Annotated in this window: 2 protein-coding genes and 1 pseudogene; 1 reads left to right on the top strand and 2 read right to left on the bottom strand. The window is 64.6% G+C overall.

The genetic code is table 11. The annotated features are described in order from the left end of the window. Positions 1-522, bottom strand: a 522-nt coding sequence (locus AHiyo1_RS18440) for a FadR/GntR family transcriptional regulator (RefSeq protein WP_059389515.1), incomplete at its 3' end; no start/stop codon positions are given. Between the two features lie 79 nt (positions 523-601). On the opposite strand from AHiyo1_RS18440, the pseudogene AHiyo1_RS18435 reads away from it, so the two are divergent. Beyond that, a pseudogene (locus AHiyo1_RS18435) lies at positions 602-1,825 on the top strand (alpha-hydroxy acid oxidase); the annotation flags it as partial. A gap of 121 nt (positions 1,826-1,946) precedes the next feature. Here AHiyo1_RS18435 and gdhA read toward each other — a convergent pair. Then, positions 1,947-3,284 carry an NADP-specific glutamate dehydrogenase gene (gene gdhA, locus AHiyo1_RS18430; RefSeq protein ID WP_059389514.1) on the bottom strand — a complete coding sequence of 446 codons (1,338 nt, stop codon included), beginning with the start codon at positions 3,282-3,284 and terminating at the stop codon, positions 1,947-1,949. Between the last annotated feature and the right edge of the window lie 434 nt (positions 3,285-3,718).

Here is a 3,718-nt window from a genome sequence, read left to right as displayed (position 1 = left end):
CGCCGCGGCGTACCCCTCGATCGCTTCACGGAGCGAGCCCATGATGGTGCTCACCACGGCATTTCCTGCGGCTTCCGCCAGCGCCAGGTGGAAGGCGACGTCCAGTGCGAGGAAGTCGTCGACGGCGGCACTCAGGTCCATCTCGTCCAGGAGCCTCGCTGCTTCGTTGAGTTCGGGGGCGTCGGCCTTGGCGCGCGACACCGCCCATGATTCGAGCAGGACCCGTGTTTCCACGATGTCGGCGACGGGCAAATGCTGTGTGGCCACGTGGAGGCGGAGCGCTGACCCGAGTGCCGTGGCCGGTTCCGCGATAACCACCGTCCCGGCGTCCTTGCCGGAGCCGACTCCCGCCCGCACCAAGCCCATGGCTTCCAGGATCCGGATTGCTTCGCGGACCGAGGTCCGTGAAACTTCCAACTGTTCGGCCAGCGCCCGCTCGGCGGGGAGCCGTCCACCAAGCACCAAATGCCCGTCGGACAATTGCTTTTCGATCCAACTCAGGACGAGCTCGTGCGTTCGCATGGATAAATAGTAGTTGATGTGGTTGGACCACATGGCATAGAGTGTGGTCTAACCACACAAGTCCACGGGAGACAGCATCATGACGCAGACCGTCCAGCCAAGCAACGCCCCTTCCCTTGAGGTGCCCGCGAACGTATCCTCCGCCGTCGGGCGTCCTGCTGCACTCAAGCGGCGGGTTCCCAAGTACTCAGACCTGGCGCCGCTCATGAAGTTCAAGAAGCCCGAGTTCAGCAACGCCGCGAAGCTGCGCCGCGCATCCACCATTTGGGAACTGCGGGACATGGCCAAGCGGCGCACTCCCCAGGCGCCGTTCGACTACACGGACGGTGCAGCGGAGGCGGAGATCACCCTTCGCCGGGCCCGCCAGGCTTTCCAGGACATCGAGTTCCGGCCGGGGATCCTGCGCGACGTCTCCAACATCGATCTCAGGACCGGGATCCTGGGCAAGGAATCCCGGCTTCCGTTCGGCATCGCGCCAACTGGGTTCACCCGCATGATGCAGTCGGAGGGCGAGTATGCGGGCTCGCAGGCGGCCGAAGCGGCTGGTATTCCGTACACCCTCTCCACGATGGGCACGGCTTCCATCGAGGACGTGGCCGCGGCGGCTCCGAAGGGCCGCAACTGGTTTCAGCTCTACCTCTGGACGGACCGCGACCGTTCCCTGGAATTGATCGAGCGCGCCGCCAAGGCCGGAAACGACACCCTGATGGTCACGGTGGACACCGCCGTCGCCGGTGCCCGGCTGCGGGACGTCCGCAACGGCATGACGATTCCGCCGGCGCTCACCGTAAAGACCGTCCTGGATGCTTCGTACAGGCCCGCATGGTGGTTCAACTTCCTCACGCACGAGCCGCTAACCTTCGCCTCGCTCTCCCGCTACACCGGAACCGTGGCCGACCTCATCAACTCCATGTTCGACCCCACCCTGACCTTCGACGATCTCGACTGGCTCCGCGAAACCTGGAAGGGCAAGCTGGTGGTCAAGGGCATCCAGACGGTGGACGATGCCCGCAAGGTGGTGGACCACGGCGCGGACGGCGTCGTGATCTCCAACCACGGCGGCCGCCAACTGGACCGGGCACCGATTCCGCTGCACCTCGTTCCGGAGGTCTCCGCGGCGCTGAAGGCGGACAACAGCGACGCGGCCGTCATCCTGGACACGGGCATCATGAGCGGCGCCGACATCGTGGCGGCCCTGGCCCTCGGTGCCGACTTCACGTTGATCGGCCGCGCCTACCTGTACGGGCTCATGGCAGGCGGGCGCGCAGGCGTGGACCGCACCATCCAGATCCTGGAAAAGGACATGGCCCGCACCATGGCCCTGCTCGGAGTGACGAAGATTTCAGAACTCACCCCGGACACGTGCGTCTGCTGCAGCACTAGGTCGGGCGGGTGGGCAGGGTGGGTTCGGTGGGCGCGGCGCGCTAGATCAGGCCCTGTGCCAGCATGGCGTCGGCGACCTTCACGAAGCCGCCGATGTTGGCACCCAGGACATAGTTGCCCGGGGCGCCATATTCCTCCGCGGTTGCGGCACAGCGATCGTGGATGCCCACCATGATTTCCGTCAGGCGGGCTTCCGTGTGTTCGAAGGACCAGGAATCGCGGCTGGCGTTCTGCTGCATCTCCAAGGCCGACGTTGCTACGCCACCGGCGTTGGCCGCCTTGCCCGGGGCAAACAGGATGCCTGCGTCCTGGAAAACGGCAACGGCTTCACGGGTGGAGGGCATGTTGGCGCCTTCGGCGACTGCCAGCAGGCCGTTGCTGACGAGCTTGGCCGCTGCGTCGCCGTCGAGCTCGTTTTGAGTCGCGCACGGCAGGGCAACGGTACCGTTGACACCCCAGACCGAGCCACCGGCCACATAACTGGCGCCCCGGCGTCGCTCCGCGTATTCAGTGAGGCGGCCCCGCTCGACTTCCTTGATCTGGCGGAGCAGCGCGACATCGATGCCGGCCTCGTCAACCACATAGCCCGCGGAGTCGGAACAGGCCACCACGGTGGCGCCAAGGGCCTGGGCTTTGGCGATGGCGTAGATGGCCACGTTTCCCGAACCGGAGACCACGACGCGTTGGCCATCGAAGGACCGGCCCCGGGTCTTGAGCATCTCCTGGGCAAAGATGACCGTGCCGAAACCAGTGGCTTCCGGACGGACCAGGGAGCCGCCCCACGACATTCCCTTGCCAGTCAGCACACCCGACTCATAGCGGTTAGTGATGCGTTTGTACTGGCCGAACAGGTAGCCGATCTCGCGGCCTCCCACACCGATGTCGCCGGCAGGAACGTCCGTGTATTCACCGATGTGGCGGTACAACTCGGTCATGAATGACTGGCAAAAGCGCATGATTTCGGCATCGGAGCGGCCACGGGGATCGAAATCCGAGCCGCCCTTGCCGCCACCGATCGGCATGCCTGTCAGGGCATTCTTGAAGATCTGCTCGAAGCCGAGGAACTTGACGATGCCCAGGTAGACCGAGGGGTGGAAGCGCAGTCCACCCTTGTAGGGGCCCAATGCTGAATTGAACTCGACGCGGAAACCGCGGTTGACGTGAACACGTCCGGCGTCGTCGGTCCACGGGACGCGGAAGATGATTTGGCGCTCCGGTTCGCACAGGCGCTCAAGGACAGCGCCCTCGAGGAATTCCGGGTGCCGGTCATGTACCGGGCCAAGGCTTTCGAAGACCTCGGTGACGGCTTGGTGAAATTCCAGCTCGCCCGGGTTCCGCGCCAAGACGGTGTCCCGGACTGCTTCCAGCCTCGAATCCATGTGACTCCCTACAACTTCTGCGCCGAACGGCGGATCTGAAACGACCCCGCCATGCTCGCATCAGACGCGCGCCAATCTCCATCCGAACCGATTACGACCAAGCAGCACGTCGACCAATTTCCCGGCGAAGTCGGCATCTTTTGCTGTCGAAAAGGACCAATGACCCAGGAACAGATCCTCGCGAAGCCAGCCGTCCCACAACTTCAGAAAGGCGACACTAGATCCGAAGGGCTGCGCCAGCGGGCCTCCGGCCCGGCCCATGACTCTGAAAGTGGCGGGGATCGCGCACGGCCACAAAGGTTGCAGGGACTTCCCTGACCAACATCGGGCAGAAGCCAATCGCGGCGTGACCGGGATCACGCCAACTTGCCGCTACTTCTTTCGCCCGAACTTCGGCAGGTTGGGCAGGTTCGGCAGGTTCGCCAAGAGGTCCG

The organism is Arthrobacter sp. Hiyo1, assembly GCF_001263615.2.
Classification (GTDB): Bacteria; Actinomycetota; Actinomycetes; order Actinomycetales; family Micrococcaceae; genus Arthrobacter.
This window is presented reverse-complemented; position numbering and strand designations above follow the sequence as displayed.

Coding starts and splice junctions, on each gene's coding strand:
- gdhA (WP_059389514.1), bottom strand. CDS start 3,284: ATGGATTCGAGGCTGGAAGCAGTCCGGGACACCGTCTTGGCGCGGAAC.